19 protein-coding genes are annotated in these 18,190 nt (G+C 75.8%); 7 read left to right on the forward strand and 12 right to left on the reverse strand.

Annotation, left to right across the window (positions count from 1 at the left end):
• Nucleotides 1–9 precede the first annotated feature (9 nt).
• Nucleotides 10–273: an HPr family phosphocarrier protein gene (locus tag PP1_RS15320; protein WP_010226564.1), complete on the reverse strand. Its 264-nt coding sequence runs from the start codon at nt 271–273 to the stop codon at nt 10–12.
• Nucleotides 270–1,514, reverse strand: coding sequence for a PTS transporter subunit EIIC (locus tag PP1_RS15325; RefSeq protein ID WP_010226562.1), 1,245 nt, complete (start codon nt 1,512–1,514; stop codon nt 270–272). The genes PP1_RS15320 and PP1_RS15325 overlap by 4 nt, the downstream gene beginning before the upstream one ends.
• Nucleotides 1,515–1,606: 92 nt before the next feature.
• Between PP1_RS15325 and PP1_RS15330 the strand changes: the two genes are divergently transcribed.
• The 3 genes from PP1_RS15330 to PP1_RS15340 are packed head-to-tail and all read left to right on the forward strand — an operon-like array spanning nt 1,607 to nt 3,200.
• Nucleotides 1,607–1,840: a glucose PTS transporter subunit EIIB gene (locus PP1_RS15330; RefSeq protein ID WP_029239312.1), complete on the forward strand. Its 234-nt coding sequence runs from the start codon at nt 1,607–1,609 to the stop codon at nt 1,838–1,840.
• Nucleotides 1,837–2,289: a PTS sugar transporter subunit IIA gene (locus PP1_RS15335; protein WP_010226558.1), complete on the forward strand. Its 453-nt coding sequence runs from the start codon at nt 1,837–1,839 to the stop codon at nt 2,287–2,289. Before PP1_RS15330 ends, PP1_RS15335 begins: the two co-directional genes overlap by 4 nt.
• Before the next feature lie 56 nt (nt 2,290–2,345).
• Nucleotides 2,346–3,200: a helix-turn-helix domain-containing protein gene (locus tag PP1_RS15340; RefSeq protein WP_010226556.1), complete on the forward strand. Its 855-nt coding sequence runs from the start codon at nt 2,346–2,348 to the stop codon at nt 3,198–3,200.
• A gap of 9 nt (nt 3,201–3,209) precedes the next feature.
• Here the strand turns inward: PP1_RS15340 and PP1_RS15345 are convergent, their stop codons facing one another.
• Both PP1_RS15345 and PP1_RS15350 read right to left on the reverse strand, forming a co-directional pair.
• Nucleotides 3,210–3,407, reverse strand: a complete 198-nt coding sequence (locus tag PP1_RS15345) for a DUF397 domain-containing protein (RefSeq protein ID WP_033198995.1) — start codon at nt 3,405–3,407, stop codon at nt 3,210–3,212.
• A gap of 90 nt (nt 3,408–3,497) precedes the next feature.
• On the reverse strand, nt 3,498–4,442 hold the full coding sequence (locus PP1_RS15350) for an EamA family transporter (RefSeq protein ID WP_157178931.1): 945 nt from the start codon (nt 4,440–4,442) through the stop codon (nt 3,498–3,500).
• Nucleotides 4,443–4,497: 55 nt separating this feature from the next.
• Here PP1_RS15350 and PP1_RS15355 point away from each other — a divergent pair, with 55 nt between their 5' ends.
• Nucleotides 4,498–5,067 carry a CGNR zinc finger domain-containing protein gene (locus tag PP1_RS15355; RefSeq protein WP_010226550.1) on the forward strand — a complete coding sequence of 190 codons (570 nt, stop codon included), beginning with the start codon at nt 4,498–4,500 and terminating at the stop codon, nt 5,065–5,067.
• A 27-nt stretch (nt 5,068–5,094) separates the two neighbouring features.
• On the opposite strand, the gene pcaD is transcribed toward PP1_RS15355, so the two are convergent.
• The gene (gene pcaD / locus PP1_RS15360) at nt 5,095–5,865 is read right to left on the reverse strand and encodes a 3-oxoadipate enol-lactonase (RefSeq protein WP_010226548.1); all 771 of its coding nucleotides are present in this window, start codon (nt 5,863–5,865) and stop codon (nt 5,095–5,097) included.
• Nucleotides 5,866–5,973: 108 nt separating this feature from the next.
• On the opposite strand from pcaD, the gene PP1_RS15365 reads away from it, so the two are divergent.
• Entirely contained in the window at nt 5,974–7,449 is a 1,476-nt protein-coding gene (locus tag PP1_RS15365) for an aldehyde dehydrogenase (RefSeq protein ID WP_010226546.1), read from the forward strand.
• 545 nt (nt 7,450–7,994) lie between these two features.
• Here the strand turns inward: PP1_RS15365 and PP1_RS15370 are convergent.
• Genes PP1_RS15370 through PP1_RS15395 form a run of 6 tightly spaced genes read right to left on the reverse strand, consistent with a single transcriptional unit; the run spans nt 7,995 to nt 13,590 of the window.
• Complete coding sequence (locus PP1_RS15370) at nt 7,995–8,447, reverse strand: Rieske (2Fe-2S) protein (protein WP_060722331.1); 453 nt, start codon at nt 8,445–8,447, stop codon at nt 7,995–7,997.
• 16 nt (nt 8,448–8,463) lie between these two features.
• Nucleotides 8,464–9,867, reverse strand: coding sequence for a DUF6529 family protein (locus PP1_RS15375; protein ID WP_249265917.1), 1,404 nt, complete (start codon nt 9,865–9,867; stop codon nt 8,464–8,466).
• The gene (locus tag PP1_RS15380) at nt 9,867–10,067 is read right to left on the reverse strand and encodes a hypothetical protein (protein WP_010238783.1); all 201 of its coding nucleotides are present in this window, start codon (nt 10,065–10,067) and stop codon (nt 9,867–9,869) included. Before PP1_RS15380 ends, PP1_RS15375 begins: the two co-directional genes overlap by 1 nt.
• A gap of 1 nt (nt 10,068) precedes the next feature.
• Nucleotides 10,069–11,037, reverse strand: a complete 969-nt coding sequence (locus PP1_RS15385; protein WP_139323743.1) for a Pecanex-like protein 1 — start codon at nt 11,035–11,037, stop codon at nt 10,069–10,071.
• Nucleotides 11,034–12,185, reverse strand: coding sequence for a DUF4142 domain-containing protein (locus PP1_RS15390; RefSeq protein ID WP_010233217.1), 1,152 nt, complete (start codon nt 12,183–12,185; stop codon nt 11,034–11,036). The genes PP1_RS15385 and PP1_RS15390 overlap by 4 nt, the downstream gene beginning before the upstream one ends.
• A 28-nt stretch (nt 12,186–12,213) precedes the next feature.
• Nucleotides 12,214–13,590, reverse strand: coding sequence for a ferredoxin reductase family protein (locus PP1_RS15395; RefSeq protein ID WP_010233214.1), 1,377 nt, complete (start codon nt 13,588–13,590; stop codon nt 12,214–12,216).
• Between the two features lie 775 nt (nt 13,591–14,365).
• Here PP1_RS15395 and PP1_RS15400 point away from each other — a divergent pair.
• Both PP1_RS15400 and PP1_RS15405 read left to right on the forward strand, forming a co-directional pair.
• Nucleotides 14,366–15,145 carry an FkbM family methyltransferase gene (locus PP1_RS15400; protein ID WP_010233213.1) on the forward strand — a complete coding sequence of 260 codons (780 nt, stop codon included), beginning with the start codon at nt 14,366–14,368 and terminating at the stop codon, nt 15,143–15,145.
• Complete coding sequence (locus tag PP1_RS15405; protein WP_083696988.1) at nt 15,142–17,478, forward strand: CDP-alcohol phosphatidyltransferase family protein; 2,337 nt, start codon at nt 15,142–15,144, stop codon at nt 17,476–17,478. The genes PP1_RS15400 and PP1_RS15405 overlap by 4 nt, the downstream gene beginning before the upstream one ends.
• Here PP1_RS15405 and PP1_RS15410 read toward each other — a convergent pair.
• A complete protein-coding gene (locus PP1_RS15410; protein ID WP_139323741.1) occupies nt 17,468–18,166 on the reverse strand; it encodes a RibD family protein in 699 nt (232 codons plus the stop codon). The two genes, PP1_RS15405 and PP1_RS15410, sit on opposite strands and share 11 nt — an antisense overlap.
• Between the last annotated feature and the right edge of the window lie 24 nt (nt 18,167–18,190).

Here is an 18,190-nt window from a genome sequence, read left to right on the forward strand (position 1 = left end):
CCCGGCGGTTCAGCCGGTCGACTCCAGCAGCCCGGCCAGGTGGTCGAGGGCGGCGGCCGCGCCGTCGCCCTCGGCCCGCAGCGTCACCCGGTGCCCGTGCCCGGCGCCGAGCGTCAGCACGGACAGGACGCTGGTCGCGTCGACCGGCTCCCCGCCGTCGAGGGCGATCGTCACCGGCAGGCCGGTGTCCTTCGCCGCCCGCGCGAAGACGGCGGCGGGGCGGGCGTGCAGTCCGACCTCCGACGCGACGACGGCGGTGCGCTCGGCGTTCACGGTGTCTCCCCCTCGGTCCGGCCCGGCCGCGCCGGGGTCCCCGCACCGTCCGGCTCCTCCGGTTCCTCCCGGCCCGGCGTCCGCAGGTTCCAGCGCCGGATCACGAACCGGAACAGGACGTAGTAGACCACCGCGTACCCGAGCCCGATCGGTATCAGCAGCAGCGGCTGCGTCGCCTGCCCGAAGTTGAGCACGTAGTCGATCGCGCCGGCGGAGAAGGTGAAGCCGTCGTGGATGCCGAGCGCGTTGACCAGCATGTGCGAGGTGCCGGTGAGCACCGCGTGGATCACGTACAGCGGCCAGGCGACGAAGACGAACGCGAACTCCAGCGGCTCGGTGATGCCGGTGACGAACGCGGTCAGCGCCACCGACAGCATGATCCCGCCGGTGACCTTCCGGTTCGCCGGGCGCGCCTCGTGCCAGATCGCCAGCGCCGCCGCGGGCAGCGCGAACATCATGATCGGGAAGAAGCCCGTCATGAAGATGCCGGCGTCCGGGTCGCCGGCGAAGAACCGGTTGAGGTCGCCGCGGGCGCCGTCGTAGTCGCCGATGACGAACCAGACGACCGAGTTCAGGATGTGGTGCAGGCCCAGCGGGATCAGCATGCGGTTGGCGAAGCCGTAGATCCCGCCGCCGATCACGGCGTTCGCGGTGATCGCCTGGCCGAGCGCGGTGAGGCCGGCGTCGAACAGCGGGTAGAGCAGGCCGAGCCCGGCCGCCAGCAGCATGACGACGACCGCGGTCAGGATCGGCACGAACCGCCGCCCGCCGAAGAACGCCAGGTAGGTGGGGAGCTTGATCCGGTGGTAGCGCTGCCAGAGGACGGCGGCGATCAGCCCGACCAGGATGCCGCCGAGTACGCCGTAGTCGATCAGCTCCTGGGCGCCGTCCGGGTCGAGCCTGCCGGGCAGCACCAGCGGGCTCATCGCCTCGAACACGCCCTGCAGCACCAGGTACCCGACGACGGCCGCGAGCGCCGTCGAGCCGTCCGCGCGCTTCGCCCAGCCGATCGCGATCCCGACGGCGAAGATCAGTCCGAGGTTGTCGAACAGCGCCGACCCGGCGGCGCCGATCACGGTCGCGACCGTGGACATCGACTCGAACCGGCCCAGGAGGTCGTCCTGGCCGAGGCGGTTGAGCAGGCCCGCCGCGGGCAGCGCCGCGATCGGGAGCATGAGGCTGCGGCCGAGGCGTTGCAGCCCGGCGAGTCCGCGCCGGTTCTCGGCGGAGGTGGCGGTCATCGTTAACCTCGGGGTCGGGAACCGGGGATCTCCGGAACCTTTCGCTGTACACCGATGGGTGTCAACGACTGAGCTGTTCGGAGGTGTTCGCGATGGCGGACGACACGGCGGCGGCGATCCTCGCCGGACTCGGCGGCGCGGCGAACGTCGCGGAGGTCGAGGGGTGCATCACCCGGTTGCGCACCGAGGTGCACGACGCGGCGCTCGTCGACCGGGAGGCGCTGACGAAGCTCTCGCACGGCGTCGTCGTGTCCGGGACGGTCGTGCAGGTCGTCGTCGGACCGCAGGCGGACATGATCGCCGACGACATCGCGGACCTGCTGTGACCGTGCGGGTCACGGCCCCGCTGGCCGGGCGGGTCGCGCCGCTGTCCACGGTCCCGGACTCGGTGTTCGCCGAGCAGATGCTCGGGTCGGGCGTGGCGATCGAGCCCGCCGCCGGCCGGCTCGACGTCGTCGCCCCGATCCCGGGGTCGATCGCGAAGCTCCACCCGCACGCGTTCGTCGTCGTCGGCGACGACGGCGCCGGGGTGCTCGTGCACCTCGGGATCGACACCGTGGAGCTCGGCGGGACGGCGTTCGAGGTGCACGCCGCCGAGGGCGACGCGGTCGCGGCCGGGGACACCGTCGTCACGATGGACGCCGATGTCGTCCGCGAGCGCGGGCTGCCCGCCGTGTGCCCGGTCGTCCTCATGGAGTCCGAACCCGACGGCACCGCCGAGCACGCCGCCGGGGAGGTCCGCCCCGGCGACCCGCTGTTCACCTGGGACGGCTGAGCCCCGCGCAGTACGCTGGCTCCCGGGGGCCGGACGCGAGGAGATCGGGAGTCACCGTGGCGAACGGTCCGGTCGTCATCCGCAAGCGGCTCGGCCGGGCGCTGAAGCAGCTGCGCGTGCAACGCCGGCGCCGGCTCGGCGAGATCGCGACGCTGCTGGAGATCTCCGCCTCGAAGCTGTCCCGGATCGAGACCGGGCAGGTCGAGACCAAGTTCCGCGACGTCCACGACCTGCTCGACGTCTACGAGGCACCGGCCGCGGACCGCGACCGCATCCTGGACTGGGCGAACCGGGCCCGGTCCCCGGCGTGGTGGGAGCCGCTCGGGCCGTCGTCGTCCGGGGTGGACCTCGACCTGCTGATCTCGCACGAGACCGAGGCGCGGGCCAAACGGACCTACTGCGTCCCGGTCGCCGGGCTCCTGCAGACCGAGGACTACGCCCGCCTGCTCCTGAACCGGGTGTTCGACGGCCGCGCACCGGACGAGATCGAGCGCCTGGTGCGCCTCCGCACCGGCCGCCGGCACGTGATCGACCCCGGCCGGTCCGACGCGCCGCCGCTGGAGCTGCACGTGCTGATGGACGAGGTGGCGCTGCACCGCTGCGCGGACCCCGAGGTGCTGCGGGGCCAGGTCGCCGCGCTGCTGGAGCGGGCGGCCCAGCCCAACGTCACGCTGCAGATCGTCCCGTTCCGGGCCGGCTGGACCACCGCCACGAGCACGTTCTCGATCTTCGATCCGCGCGAGCCGTCGGTCGACCGGCGCGTGGTCAACGTCGAGGGCACCGGCAGCGACACCTTCGTCGACGACCCGCAGGCCGTCGCGGGGTACGAGGACGTGTGGACCGAGCTGCTCGGCGTGGCGCTCTCCGAACGGGACAGCGTCGCGGTGCTCACCGACGCGCTCGGCCGGTGACCGGCACGGTCAGCCGCGCAGGGTGTCCAGGTCGAACTCGCCGTTCTTGACGCCCTGCACGAAGGCGGTCCACTCGTCGTCGGTGAAGGACACCTCGCCCGCGGCGCGGTCCGTGGCGCGCACCAGCACCCCGCCCTCGGGCGCCGCGACCTCGACGCACTCGCCGCGGACGCAGAAGGAGCTGGTGACGTAGCGGATCTCGGACACGCGGGCCTCGTTCTCGGTCGTGGAGCGGCAGGCCGGGAAGCGTGCCGACACCCGCCCAACGACGTCCGGGGCGCCGGGGAACGCCCGGGGTCAGCCCTCGGCCACGACCTCGCTCGGCGTCGCCGCGGCCCGGGTCTCGGCCCGCCGGATCAGGACGATCCCGCCGAGGATCAGCAGGCCGCCGAGCAGCTGCATGAGCGTCGGCTCCTGGGCCACGAGCAGCCAGGCGGCGAGCACGCCGAACAGGACCTCGGACAGCCCGACGAACGACGCGACCCGGGTGTCGAGGCGGCGGATCGCGAGGATCCCGGTCACGTAGGGCAGGGCCGTGGCCAGCACGACGAGCATCCCGAGCAGCAGCGGCCAGCCCAGCTGCGCACCGCCGAGCTCGCCCGCCGGGGCACCGACCTCCCAGGGGGTGATCCCGGCGAGCCCGGTGAGGGTGAGCGACACGGCGCCGACCAGCATCCCGCCCGAGATCATCAACAGCGGCGGGACCTGCCCCTCCGCGTCGCCGCCGGGCAGGGCGAAGTACACGCAGACGCAGACCGCCGACGCCAGGCCCCAGAGGATCCCGACGACGTCGACCTGTTGCGGCCCGAACGGGTCGACGACGAACACCAGCCCGGCCAGCGCGACGACGCAGCCCGCGAGGGTGACCGCCGACGGCGTCCGCCGGGTCGTCACCCAGGTCCAGCCGACCAGCAGCACCGGGGCGAGGAACTCCAGCAGCAGCGCCACCCCCACCGAGAGGTGCTGCAACGCGTGGAAGAAGCACAGCTGGACCCCGGCCACGGCGAACAGGCCGAAGACCACGATCTTCCGGGCGGACGGGCCGTCCAGCGGGTGCCGGCGGACCAGCACGACCGCCACCGGCAGCAGCAGCACCGCGGCCCCCGCGATGCGCATCAGCGTGGTGAGGCCCGGCGACCAGCCCGCCTCCAGGAACGACGACCCGAGCGGGCCGGAGAAGCCGTACGCGGCCGCCGAGACCAGCGCCCACGCGAGTCCGCGGACCACGTGGTCCCGTGTCACGACCGAAGTACTCATAGACTCCTGACACTAGGAACGGACGATGTCAGGGGTCAACATGGAATTCGCCCATGACACGCAGGTCGTGCTGGCGGCGGCCGCGTCGCTGGTGAACACCGCTCTCGACCGGCCCGACGTGCTCGGCGACCCGGTCACCTTCGAGGCGTGGATGGCCGAGCAGCCCTACACCGGCGACCGGGCGCGCACCGGCGCCGAGCGGGCCGCGGTCCGCGCGCTGCGGGAGCGCCTGACCGCGCTGTGGCCGGCCCCCGGCGAGGACGAGGGCCCGGACCGGGACGGCACGGTGGCGCTGGTCAACGCGATCCTCGACGAGACCGACGCCCGCCCCCACCTGGCCCGCCACGACGGCTGGGACTGGCACCTGCACGTGACCCCGCCGCACGCGCCGCTGGCCGACCGGATGGGTGCCGAGATCGCGATGTCGGTGGTCGACCTCGTCCGCGGCGACGACCTGTCCCGGCTCCGGCGCTGCGCGGGCGAGGACTGCGACGCCGTGCTCGTCGACCTGTCCCGCAACCGGTCGAAGCGGTTCTGCGACACCGGCAACTGCGCCAACCGCGCGCACGTCGCCGCCTACCGGGCACGGCGCGCCCGCGCCGCGGGCTGACCCGGCCCGGCGGATCCGGCGCGGGCCTCAGACCTGCGCGTCGAGGTGCTCCGCGAGCAGGGCGTCCACCTCGGCGGGGCGCTCGTAGTTGAGGAGGTGCGCCGAGTCGGGGACCTCGGCGTAGCGGGCGCCGGGGATGCCGTCGGCGATCTCCCGCAGGCACGACGGCGGCGTGGCCGGGTCGTCCGCACCGGCGACCACCAGCGCAGGGACGGCCACCGACCCGAGCTCGGCACGGATGTCGAACGCGCCGATCGCGGCACAGCAGGCGGCGTAGCCCCCGGGCCTCGCGGCCCGCAGCATGTCGAGCAGCCGCGTCTCCCCCGCCGGGTCCCGGCGGGCCCAGTCCTCGACGTACCAGGTGCCCGGCCGTGAGGCGACCATCGCCTCCGTCCCCTGCTCGCGCACGGTCGCGGCGCGCTGCGGCCACGAGTCGGGGTTCGGGAAGCGGGCCGCGGTGGCCAGGACCGCGATGCTGCGGACCCGCTCGCCGCCGTGCACACCCAGCCACTGCCCGACGGCGCCGCCGATCGAGACGCCGACGTAGTGGAACGCGGTGACACCCGCCGCGTCGGCGGCGGCCAGCGCGCCCGCCGCGAGGTCGGCGATCGTGAGGTCACCGCCGGCGTCCGGCGACCCGCCGTGCCCCGGGAGGTCGAACCGCACACAGCGGTACCGGTCGGACAGTGCGGCCACCTGGGCGTCGAACAGGTGCAGGTCGGTGCCCAGCGACGGGCCGAACAGCACCGCGGGTGCATCGGCCGGGCCGTCGACGACGTGGTGGAGATCCAGTGCCATGGGCCCATCCTGCCCGCCGCGCACCCGTTCGTCCGCTGCACGGGGCGGCCCGGATTCGTAAGGTCTGGACTCGGACGCGCCACCGCTGCCGCTGCTGGGAGGACCACGATGGCCGAGCTCGAGACGTTCCGGATGCTGATCGACGGGAAGGCCACCGGCGCCGCGTCCGGGGCCACCTTCGAGACCGGGAACCCCTACACCGGTGAGCCCTGGGCGACCGTCCCGGACGGCGGCCCGGCCGACGTCGACGCCGCCGTCGCGGCCGCCCGCTCCGCGCTGGACGGCGAGTGGGGCGCGATGACGCCGTTCGCCCGCGCGGCGTGCCTGCGCCGGCTCGGCGACCTGGTCGCCGAGAACGCCGAGGCGCTGGCCCGCACCGAGGTGAACGACTCCGGCAAGCTCTACCGGGAGATGATCGGCCAGCTCACCGGACTGGGCGGCTGGTACCACTACTTCGCCGGGATCGCCCCGACGATCGAGGGCCGCCAGATCCCGTCGCCGAACCCGAACTACCTGGTCTACACGCGCAAGGAGCCGGTCGGCGTCGTCGCGGCGATCACCCCGTGGAACTCGCCGCTGCTGCTGATGACCTGGAAGCTCGCTCCGGCGCTGGCCGCGGGCTGCACGGTCGTGGTCAAGCCGTCCGAGCACTCGCCGGCGTCGACGCTGCGGTTCGCCGAGCTGATCGAGCAGGCCGGGATCCCCGCGGGCGTCGTGAACGTCGTGTCCACGAACGACCGGGACACCGCCGCGCACCTGGCCGCGCACCCCGGCGTCGACAAGGTCGCCTTCACCGGGTCGACGGCGACCGGCCGCGCGGTCGCGAGGGCGGCCGCCGGGAACATCGCCAAGGTCACCCTGGAGCTGGGCGGGAAGTCGCCGCAGGTCGTGTTCCCCGACGCCGATCTCGCCGCCGCCGCGAACGGGATCATCGCGGGCGTCTTCGCCGCGACCGGGCAGACCTGCATGGCGGGCTCGCGCCTGATCGTGCACGCCGACGTGCACGACGAGCTGGTCCGGCTGATCGCCGAGCGCGCCGCGACGATCCGGCTCGGCGACCCGAACGCCGAGGACACCGAGATGGGACCGGTCGCGAACGCCCCGCAGTACGAGAAGGTCCTCGGCTTCCTGGAGACGGCCCGCGCGGAGGGCAACACGATCGCCTGCGGCGGCGCACCGGACGCCGGTCTGGGCGGCTACTTCGTGCAGCCGACGGTCGTCACCGGGGTCACGCCGGAGTCCACCCTGTTCCGGGAGGAGGTGTTCGGGCCGGTGCTCGCCGCGCTGACCTTCACCGACGAGGACGAGGCTGTGGCACTCGCCAACGACACCCCGTACGGCCTGGCCGGGGCGGTGTGGACGAAGGACGTGCACCGCGCGCACCGGGTCGCAGGCCGGATCCGGGTCGGATCGGTGTGGATCAACGCGTACCGGGTGGTGGCGCCGAGCGTGCCGTTCGGCGGGTTCGGACAGTCCGGGCTGGGCCGGGAGAACGGCGTGCACGCCGTCGACGAGTACCTGGAGGAGAAGGCCGTCTGGGTGGAGCTGTCCGGCGGGACCCGGGACCCCTTCACCCTGGGCTGACGCCCGGATACCCACTCCGGGCCGTGCCCGCGACGGCCTGTTGCCGACAGAGTCTCACCGCGGGAGGTTCTGGGCCACCGTCGTCCGACGGGTCACCGGGCCTCCTCCCAGCCGAGCCGGTCGAGCCAGCGCTCGCCGTCGTGGTCGCGACGGCGGGGGCGGCGCGGCCGGTCGTGGGTGGGTCCGGACGTCGGGTCGGGCGAGGAGATGGGGAGCCTCCGAGGGGTAGGGGTCCCGCCGTGCCCGGGGTCGAGGTCCCGGGCACGGCGGGTCTTGCACCGGCACGCGGACGACGACGGCGCCGTCCAGGGGAACGGGCCGTCCGGCGGCGGGGAGCATCGCCGGGGGGAATGTCGTCGGCCGCGGGCCGGGGTCGGGGGGAGCTGCCGCGGTGCAGGTGGCAGGGACGCTACGAGGTGTGGGGTCCGGTTTCCCACCGTCTGAGACGGGAACCGTCGGGCGGAGCGGGCCGGACGACGAGCGGGACGGCGTTCGCCGTGACGGATCAGTGCGGTCGTCCGAACGCCCGCGGTCCTCTCAGCCGGTCACGCCAGGAGCACGCGGTCGCCCTCCACGCGGACCTCGCGCCGCCCCAGCGGGGCGTTCGCTGGGCCCTCCAGCGGGGCGCCGTCGGCGGTCGCGAACACGCTGCCGTGGCACGGGCAGGAGATGCCGCTGTCGGTCACCTGGTCGACCAGGCATCCGGCGTGCGGGCAGGTGGCGTCGAACCCGACGAACGTGCCCGCCTGCGGCTGGGTGACGACGAGGGCGTCGCCGGGGAACACGCGACCGCCGCCGACGGGGATGTCGGCGGTGGCCGCGACCCCCTGCCCGGCCGGCTCCGGCTGCGCACCCGCCGGGGCCGGTGGTGCGGCGGCCGGGGGCGGGGCGGGGCCGGACTCCCGTGGCGTGCCGTAGGTGGCGCAGCCGGCGGCGCAGCACGCCGCGGCCGCCGCGCCCGCGCCGGTCAGCAGCCGGCGCCGGGTGATCGGGGACATGAGGTCTCCTCGTCGGTCAGAAGGTCAGGCCGTTGTCGGTGAAGAACCAGAGCGCCGAGGTCAGCCAGATGCCGGCGAGTACGGCGAGCAGCAACCCGCCCGCGACGGCGAGCACCCAGCCCGGCACGCCGGGCCGGCGCAGCAGCAGCATCTTCGTGACGAACGCGCCGTAGAACGCGCAGCCCAGCACCGAGTGCAGCAGGGCCGACGTCGTCGCACCCGACCAGCCGAACGCGTACAGGCACTGCACGGCGACGGGGACCGTCACCAGGACGGCCGCACGCCCGGACCAGCGGTGCACGAACCCCGTCCACGGTGACCCGCGGAGCACCCACCGCCCGGTCACGCCCTGGACCAGGGCGAGCAGCAGCGCGAGCGACCCGAGCCACGCCTTCACGGCGACGCCGCTGGAGAACCCGGCGAGGTTCACCGCGACGCCGGTGGGCTCGTGCTGGCGGGCCCAGACGCCGAGCGCGACCGCGACGAGCGACCCGACGACCACGGCGACCAGCACGACCCGGATCGACGGGCCCGCCGCCTGCGGCTCGACCTGCTGGTCGGCGGCAGGTGGTGCGGTGCGGCGGTCGAGCGTCCGGACGCGGCCGGGCTCGTCGTGCCGGCCGGGCCCGTCGTCCCAGGCTTCGTCGTCCCAGGCTCCGTCGTCCCGGGCTCCGTCGTCCCGGGCTCCGTCGTCCCGGGGCCCGTCGTCCCGGCCGGGCTCGTCCGCCCACCGGGGCTCGTCGTGGCGGCGCCTGCCCCGGCGGCGGTCGTCGCGGTGCCGGTCGTCCCCGGCCCACCGGTCGTCCTCGGCCCACGCGTCATCGGGCCGGTCGTTCCCGGGGCGGTCGTCCTCGGCCCACCCGGCCGTGTCGTCCGGGACGGGTGGACCGCCCCGGCGGGGCCGGGAGCCGGCCGGGGCACCGGCGACCCGGGGCGGGCGGCCGGGCCGCAGGGCCCCGGCGTCCCGTCCCGGGTGGCGCGGGAGGTCCCCGGCCGGCTCGTGGTCCCCGGTCCACGCCCGCGCGTCCGCGCGGACGGAGCCCGGGGCGTTCCGCGGGGCGCCCGGCGCGAAGAGGTCGCCGGCGACCGCCCCGCTCCGCCGGGTGGAGGTGCCCTCCCAGCGGTCGGCGAACCCGAGGTGCTGGTCGCCCTCGTCCCATCCGGGGCCGAGCGGGTCGTACCCGCCGCCGGCCCGGTGGTGTGCCTCGTGGGGGTCCTGGCCGGTGTCGGGCCGGAGCCTGCGGCGGCCCCGGCGCGGCGCGGGGGCGGCCGCCTCCGGTTCGAGCCAGACCCGGTCGTCACCGGCCCACCCACCACTGTGGTCGGGCCGGCGGGGACGGGGGACGCCGCCGCCCGGCACCGGCGCGAAACCGACCGGGTCGGTGGTGTCGCGGTCGGCGTGCCGTGCGCGGGAGCCCATCAGTACCCACCGCCGTCGCCACCGGAGCCGGAGGCCGCAGGGGCGGGCCCCTGCGGCGCGGCCGGGGGCGCCGGCGCACCGGTGGCCTGCTCGACGGACGGCGGGTCGGGCGCGGCGGTGAGGACGACGTTCGCCGCCACCATCCCCGCGGCGACCGCGCCGACGGCGGTCAGTGTCAGTACCGGTCCGGAGATCCGCATGTCAGCCGACCTTGATCCGGACGGAGTCGAACGCGGGGGTCTGGTTGGCCCGCTGCATCATCGGCGTGCGGTGCGAGCCGTCGCCCGCCCACGACGAGCACTGCAGCTCACCGGACTGCTGGATCCCCGGGACGTCGATCTTCACCTCGTCCGGGGTGCTTCCGCCGGCGCCGTCCTCGGTGGCCTCGAAGAACAGCGGGTCCGGGGCGGAGTCCGGCGCCTCGGCCGGGTTCGGGAGCATCCGGCACGCGGTGTGGAAGTGCCCTCGCTGCAGGCCCTGGCCGTTGAGCAGCGACGACTCGACGTAGTAGCCGCCCTGGGCGGCCGCGAGGAACCGGTCACGGACCAGGTTCCGGGTGCTGACGGTCATCGAGAACCCCTCGCCCTGCGCGACCTCGTCCGGGGAGTCGGTGATCAGCAGCGACGGGCTCTGGTCGGCCGCGGCGACCTCGCCGAACTCGGTCGACACGCAGCGCGGGGCCTTCTGGAACCCGTCGTGCGGCTGCAGGCGGCTGCCCGTGCAGTCGGAGGCGAGGATGTCGAGCGCGGCCGCGGCGCCGTCCGGGCCGTCGGCCCGGCCCGCGGCGTCGTCGCCGCCGGCGCCGTCGGCGTCACCGGCGCCGCCCTGCGCCCCGGCGTCCTGGCCGTCGTCCTGCCCGGCGGCGTCCTGGCCCGCGGCGTCCTGGCCGGCCGCGTCCTGGGAGCCGCCGTCCTGGGAACCGGCGTCCTGGCCGCCGGTGTCCCCGCCGTCCTGGGTGGGGTCGGCCGACGAGGAGTGGTCGTGACCGCCGGAGCCCGATCCGGCGCCGGTGACGCCCTCTCCGGACTCGGCGACGTTGGAGGTGCTGCGGTCGTCACCGTCCGACGTCGCGGCCCCGGCCGCGTAGGCGGCCGGGCCCGCCACGAGCAGGCAGGCGACGAAGGTGGCAGCCGCGATCATGCGGCGGCGGCTGGCGGAGGCTGGACTCATCGGTGACGGCTCCTCGGTACGTTCCGCGCGCGGCGCGGGCCGGCGCGGTGGGTCGTGTGTCGGTGGGACGCGGTTCCGGGTCCGTCCGGCGGGAGGCCGGGCGGGCCCGCGTCCGGGTGGTCGGGGTCGGTCGTGTCGGGTCCGGCGTGCCGGCGGTCGGGGGTGAAAAGGTCGGTGTCGAGGACGGCCGGGCCGAACGCCCCCGTCGACCCGGGTCCGTCGCGCTCACGCAGGGACGGGTCGGTGTCGAGCGAGCCCGCACCCCCGTCCGGCCGTGGCCGCGCGGGTGGGACGTGCGCGAGCTCGTCCCACGGATCGGGCGGACCGACCGGGAGTGCCGCCCGGCGCGGTGGCGGACCGGCGGCGTCGTCGCGGGCCCGTCGCGGCCGCGGGATCAGCCCGCCGGCCGGGAGGAGGCCCGACGTGGCCGCGCCACCGCCGGACCTCCCGCGCCGGTAGAGCGTCATCAGCAGTCCGCCCGCGGCGAGCAGCGCCACCCCGACGACGATCGCCGGGACGACCAGGGCGGACATGCTGCGGGTCGAGACGGGGTCCGGTGGTGCGGGCAGCGCGGCGTAGTCGACCATCCCGGTCGCCTCGAGGTAGCCGATGTGCCGGGTGACGTAGGCGTCGGCCTCGGCCGCGAACTGCCGCACCATCTCGTTGCGGGTACCGGAGCGGACCTGCGCGATGGCCGGGAGGATCGTCCCGTGCGCCGAGCGCAGGATCTGCACGAACTGCCGGTCGTAGTCGGCGCCCGACCGGCCGGTCAGGTCGTTCATCCAGCCGATCTGCTGGTCGCTCGGGCGGCTGGGCAGCGGGACGCCGAGCCTGCCCGCGGTGTCGCGGACGATCTCGTCCAGGGCGTGGTGCTCGACGGCGACCTTCTGGCCGACGTCGCGCACCGCGTCGCTGCTCGCCTGCTGCTGGGCCTGCTCGCCGGTCGGGGCCTCCCACAGCCCGGCGAGCCGCACCTTCTCCAGCAGGTCGCGGTCGGCGGGGCCTAGCGGCCCCCACTGCGTCTGGGTCCAGCCCGTGCCGGCGGCAGCCGGTACCGAGGCCCAGGACTGGGCCAGCGCGACGGCCACGACCGCGGCGAGCGCGGCCACGATCGACCAGCGCAGCGGGCCGGGGATCCGGCGGGACATACGTGTTTCTCCTCGGGATTCGGGGGGCTCAGACCTGGGCGAACTGCTCGGTGTGCACCCGGTCCTCCGGGACGCCGAGCGTCGACAGGGTGGTGAGGACGTCGGTGACCAGCTGCGGACGCCCGCAGATGAAGTAGTCGAGTCGCCGGCGTTCGTCGTCGATGTCGGTCAGGACGGCGGCCAGCAGGGCGGTGTCGATCGGCCCGGTGGCCCCGCCCCAGTCCGGCGCCGGGCGGCGCAGGACCTCGGTGACCTGCAGGTCGAGCATCGTGCGGAGGTACGCGAGCTCGGACCGGAACAGCAGGTCCGCGCGGTCGCGGGCGTGCACGACGAGCCGGTACGGCCGCGGGTCGCCGCGGTCGGCCGCGGTGCGGAGCATGCTCATCATCGGCGTGATCCCGACCCCGCCGGCGATCAGCACGAGCCCGGTCGAGGGCACCGCGTCCGGGGTGAAGGAGCCGTAGGGCCCGTCCACCCAGACCGGGTCGCCGCGGCGCAGGTCGCGCAGCCGGGAGGCGAAGTCGCCGGTGTGCCGCACGGTGAACTCGATCCGGCCGCCGTCGGTCGCCGAGGACGCGATCGTGAACGGGTGCTCCTCCACCGACATCCGCTCCAGCCGGAGCCAGGCGAACTGGCCCGGCCGGAACCAGGGGCCGGTGTGCCGACCGCGGCGGGCCAGCACCAGCGTCGAGACGGTCGCGCTCTCCGGGCGCACCACGTGCACCCGGAACTCGCCGGCCGCGGCACGCATGCCCCAGCGCAGCACCAGCACGGCGATCAGCAGCAGGCCGAGGCCGGCGAGCACCGGACCCATCACCGCGTCGGTGACCAGGTTGTTCAGCCAGAGCACGTGCAGGCAGGACCCGCCGAGCACGACGGCGGCCAGGCTGAGGTGCAGCCAGCGCCACACCTCGTGCGAGCCGGACCGCACCCCGCGCAGCGCGAGGACGATCAGCACCACGACGGTGACCGTCGCGACCGTCGCGGCCTGGCCGCGCGCCGGTGCGGACAGCGGGACCAGCAGGCCGATCCGGGCCGGCTGGTCGGCGATCACGCAGGCCAGGTGGAGCGCGACGAGCGCACCGGCGAGCACGCCCAGCCTGCGGTGCAGGCCGAGCAGGGTCTCCAGCCCGAGCGCGCCCGACAGGCCGCGCACCCGGGACGGCAGCACCGCGACGATCACCATCGCCGACAGCGCCAGCAGCCCGGTGAGCATCGACAGCAGGTGCATGAACGGCTGCGGGCCCGAGCGGAGCATCCAGATCACCGAGGGGCCGACCAGGACCGTGACCAGCACGGATCCCCAGGCCCTCCGGGCGCGACGGTGCGCCAGCCAGGCGTCGGCGGGCGGCGGGTCGTCCCGCCGCACCGGCACGGTGACCGGATGCGCGGCGGGGCGGCTCACCGGTCGCCGGGCACACGCCCGGCGAGGATCGGAGCACGCATCGGCCGCGGGTGGCCGGTGCGGGATGCTGCCGCGCGCAGCGGCACGGGCCGGGGGCGCACCGGGCGGGGATGCGCGGTGGACGCTACGGTCACGCGGACGCCGGGGGCACGTCCGGGCAGCACGGGACGACGGACTGTCATCGGGTCACTTCCGGTTCGGGGAGCCGGCCGGGCGGGGGTTCCCGGCCACCGCCGCGACTCGAGGGGGGAGCGGTCGCGATGCGGCGCCGCCGACGATAGGAACCGGCCCGAGATCAGGTTGCGTTCCTGAGAGACGTCACCGGCGTCCGGGCTCCGGGAGAAGGTGAACGGCGACCGGTCGCTCCACCCGGAGTACAGACGTCCGTCCATCCGGCGCCACCACTCTCAGGGACGGACCGTTCACCGCCCGGAGCGGCGTCGGGCGTCGACGGGCGGTGGAACTGTGTCCCGGGCCATACGCCGCGCGGGGAGGCACGGGAACGCACCCGCCCGGCCCTGGCGCGGGTGCCCGGAACGGACGCACGCGCCGCCGTCCTCCGCCCCACCCGGCGCGTCCGGATCCCCCTGTCCCGATGCCACCGGCCGGTCCTGCACCGGTCGCCGGCTGCCGCGCCGACCACCCGGGCGTCCCCACCGCCGGGTCCGCCGGACCGGGGACACGGCCGACCGGCCCCGCCCGGCGGACGCGCCCGTTCGCGGTACGGCCACTTCGCGGTCACCGGACGGCCCGCGCTCGACTACCCTCGGGCCACGTGCTGATCCGGACATTCGGGATCGCCCGCTCCCTCGCGACCTACCACGGCATCCCCGGCCGCCAACGCCGGATGCGCGCTCTGTACAGGCAGTTCCTGGGACCCGGCGATCTGGCCTTCGACATCGGCGCGCACGCCGGCAACCGGGTGCGCGCCTGGCGCGGGCTGGGCGCGCGGGTCGTCGCGGTCGAGCCCCAGCCCGACTTCGTGCGCCTGCTCCGCCTGTTCTTCGACCGCGACCCGGAGGTGACGGTCGTGCCCGCCGCGCTGGGCGCCCGGCCGGGCACCGCACGGCTCGGGATCTCCCGTGCCACGCCGACGGTGTCGTCGATGTCGGAGACCTGGCGCCGCACCGTCGCGGACGACGCCGGTTTCGCACGGGTGCGCTGGGACGAGTCGGTCCCGGTGCCCGTCACCACCCTCGACGAGCTCGCCGCGACGCACGGCGTCCCCGCGTTCTGCAAGATCGACGTCGAGGGGTTCGAGGCGGACGTGCTCGCCGGGCTGACGCACCCGCTGCCCGCCCTGTCGTTCGAGTACCTGCCCGCGGCGCACGACGCCGCCCTCGCCGCCCTCGACCGGGTCGAGTCCCTCGGGCGGTACGTCTACCGCTACTCCCCCGTCGAGACGATGCGCTGGGACCCCACCGCGGGCGGGCGCTGGCTGGACGCCGACGAGCTCAGGGCCCTGCTCGACCGCAGGCGCCCGCTCGGCCGGTCCGGCGACGTCTACGCCCGTGCGGCGCCGACCGCGCCGGGCGACGACCCCGGTCCGTCGTGATCGCCCGGCCCGAGCGGTCCCCGGCCGTCGCGTCGCCGCTGGTCCGGCAGCTCGCGGGCGCCACCGCGCTGCTGGCCGTCGTGCTGGCGGGCTCGGCGGCGGTCACCGGCGCCGGCGTCCTCCGGACGACGGCGGGCGTGCTGCTCGCCGCGCTGATCCTGGTGCTGCTGGTGCGGGCCGCCCGCCGGGCCGGGGAGACGACGCTCGGACCGGCCGGGCTGGTGACGGTCGCCCGCGGCACGCTCGTCGTCGGTGCCGCCACGCTGGTCGGGCGGGACGACCTCGCCCAGGCCGTGCTGGTGGGGCTCACCGTGGTGGCACTGGCACTGGACGCGGTGGACGGCGTCGTCGCCCGGCGCACCGGCACCGCGACCGCGTTCGGCGCCCGGTTCGACATGGAGACCGACGCGCTGCTGCTGCTCGTGCTCTCGGCGCACGTCACCGCCACGTCGGGCGAGGTCTGGGTCCTGGCGCTGGGCCTGATGCGCTACGCCTACGTCGGTGCGGCGCGCATCCTGCCGTGGCTGGACGGGGAGCTGCCGGTCCGGCGCTCCGCGAAGGTCGTCGCCGCCGTGCAGGGGATCGTGCTGATCGTGACCGCCGCCGGGCTGCTCCCCCGGCCGGTCGAGACCGCCGCGCTCGCCGTCGCCCTGGTGGCACTGCTCTGGTCCTTCGGTTCGTCGGTCGCGTGGCGGTGGCGCGCGGTCGACGCGCACCCGGTCCGGTTGCGGGTCGCGGCGGCGGGTCTGCTCACGGTCGCCGCCGCGGCGCTGGTGACCGGCCTGCTCGTGCTGCCCGGGGACCCGTCGCACCTCGCGCCGCAGGCGTTCCTGCGGCTCCCGGTCGAGGCCGTCGCCGGGATCGCCCTGCTCGCGGTGCTGCCCGGGCGGCTGCGCGCGATCGCGGCGGCCGTCGCCGGGACCGTGGTCGCGCTGCTCGGGCTCCTCAAGGCGCTCGACATCGGCTTCGGGGTGGCGCTGGGCCGCAGCTTCGACCCGGTCGCGGACTGGGTGCTGCTGGGCAACGCCCGCGAGTTCCTGCAGGGCGCAGGCGGGTCCGGGACGCTCGTCGCCGTCCTCGCCGCGCTCGCCGTGCTCGGGCTCGTCGTCGCGACGGCGGGCGCCGTCGTCCGGCTGGGCCGGCTCGCCGCCCGGCACCGGCGGACCACGCTGGCCTGCGCCGCCGTGCTCGGCGCGGCGTGGCTGGTGGTCTGGGCCGCACCCGGCGGGCGGCTCGTCCCCGGAGTCCCGATCGCCGCCGCCGACGGCGTCGCGCAGCTGCGCGACCGGGCCTCACAGATCCCGTCCGCGGTCCACGACCGGTACGTCTTCTCCACCGAGGCCGCGCAGGACGACTGGGCCGGCGTCCCCGCCGACCGGCTGCTCGCCGGCCTGCGGGGCAAGGACGTCGTGTTCGCCGTCGTCGAGAGCTACGGACGGTCGGCCATCGAGGACCCGGCCATGGCGCCGGCCGTCGGGCCGGTCCTGGCCGAGGGCGACCGGCGGCTCGCCGACGCCGGGTTCGCCTCCCGCAGCGGGTTCCTCACCTCCCCGGTCACCGGCGGCGGGAGCTGGCTGGCGCACGCGACCCTGTTCTCCGGGCTGCGGATCGGCGACCAGGCCCGGCACCAGCAGCTCGTCGGGTCCGACCGGCTCACCCTCACCCGGGCGTTCCGCGACGCCGGCTGGGAGACCACCGCCGTGATGCCCGGGACCACCCGGGACTGGCCGGAGGCGGCGTTCTACGGGCACCAGCGGGTGCACGCCTTCGACGGGCTCGGCTACCGCGGCCCGCCGTTCAGCTGGTCGCCGATGCCCGACCAGTACGCCCTGTCCGCTTTCGACCGGCTCGAGTACGGCCGCACCGACCGCGGCCCGCTCATGGCCGAGGTCGCGCTGACCTCCAGCCACGCCCCGTGGTCCCCCGTGCCGCCGCTGCTGCCCTGGGACCGTGTCGGGGACGGGTCGGCCTACACCCCGTACGCCCACGACCAGCGGGCCTGGGACACGATCTGGACCGGCGACCCGGCCGCGATCCGCGCGGACTACGTGCGCTCGACCGAGTACTCGCTGGAGACCCTCTACGACTGGGTGAGCCGCTTCGGCGACGACCGGCTCGTCGTGGTGGTCCTGGGCGACCACCAGCCCGCCCCGATGGTCGTCGGGCAGGACGCGGGCCGGGACGTGCCGATCTCGGTGGTGACCCGGGACCAGGCCGTCCTGGACCGGATCGCCGGCTGGGGCTGGACGCCCGGGCTGCGGCCGCCGCCGACGGCGCCCGTGCAGCCGATGGAGGACTTCCGCGACCGGTTCCTCTCCGCCTTCAACCGGTGACCGGCGGGCGCACCCGGTAGTGCAGCAGGACGAGGTCGCCGATCGGCCGGGCCTCGACCAGCTCCATCGGGGCCCCTGGCCCCTGCGGGAAGCCGCCGTCGTGCACGAACCGCGGTGCGCGGGGGTCCCCGACGAAGAACGGCGCGACGACCACGTGCAGCTCGTCCACCAGGCCCGCGGTGAGGAACGCGGTGTGCACGACGCCGCCGCCCTCGACCAGCAGCCGTCGCACCCCGCGGCGGGCGAGATCGGCGACCACCGCCGCCGGGTCGGGCGGGTCGCCCCCGTCGGCGACGTCGGCGACCGCGCCGAGGCGGGCGCGCAGCCGGGGCACCGCGGCCCCGGACGCGTACACCAGCGGCCGGGCCGGGGCGTCGACGGTGAACACGGTCGCCGACGGGTCCAGGTCGGCCCCCGCGGCGGCGACGACCACCCGCAGCGGCGACGGCGCGCGCCCGGCGGCGACCCGCTCCGCACGGCGCCGGTCCGAGCGCACCAGCAACCGGGGATCGTCGTTGCGCACGGTGCCCGCCCCGACCAGGACGGCGTCCACCTCCGCCCGGACGCCGTCGACCCGGTCCAGGTCCACGGCGTCGGAGAGCACGAGCGTGGCGGGGCCCGCGTCGTCGATGTAGCCGTCCAGCGACATCGCCACCGACGCCAGGACGTACGGCCTGCCGCGCGTCACCGTGGGGACGGTACGCGAGCGCGC

Source organism: Pseudonocardia sp. P1 (assembly GCF_000178675.2).
GTDB lineage: Bacteria > Actinomycetota > Actinomycetes > Mycobacteriales > Pseudonocardiaceae > Pseudonocardia.